The following is a 491-nucleotide window of genomic DNA, read 5'->3' on the forward strand; positions in this document are numbered from 1 at the left end:
AGGCAGACAAGCCATTCAACGATTCTTCATCTTTCATAATCAGCCCGATGTCGCCGTTAAACACTTCCAGCATGTAATCATTGTGGGTAATCATGATGATCTGTCCGGCAAACCAAGGCGTTTCGCCCGAAACCTTGCCTTGCCGTTGCAAATACTCTTGATAAGCCTGATTCAAATCATCCGCATCCTGCCGCCAAGCCGCCAATACCACCACATCGGCAGCATGACCATAGGCGAGTGCAACATTATTCTCTGCCACGGCCTGCCAATAATCCTGTTGCTTTTGATACAGCAAAGCAACCTGCTCTTTCAGACGGCCTGATTTCATTTCCAACTCTTTGGGAAACTTGTCAAACTGTTCGACCGCAGTTTGCTTTTCCCCGGATACCACCGCCCTTGCCAAACAACCAATGCCGCTGTCTGCACCAAAACGGTGGCTGAACGTCAATTTGGCATTGTTTTGCGATAAAGCCTGAGGCCGCTCTTTAATC

1 pseudogene is annotated in these 491 nt (G+C 48.9%); it reads right to left on the bottom strand.

Annotation, left to right across the window (positions count from 1 at the left end):
* Nucleotides 1-491 (bottom strand): annotated as a pseudogene (locus ACTHUR_RS19235) (exodeoxyribonuclease V subunit alpha); the annotation flags it as partial.

Source organism: Neisseria sp. P0021.S007 (assembly GCF_051956855.1).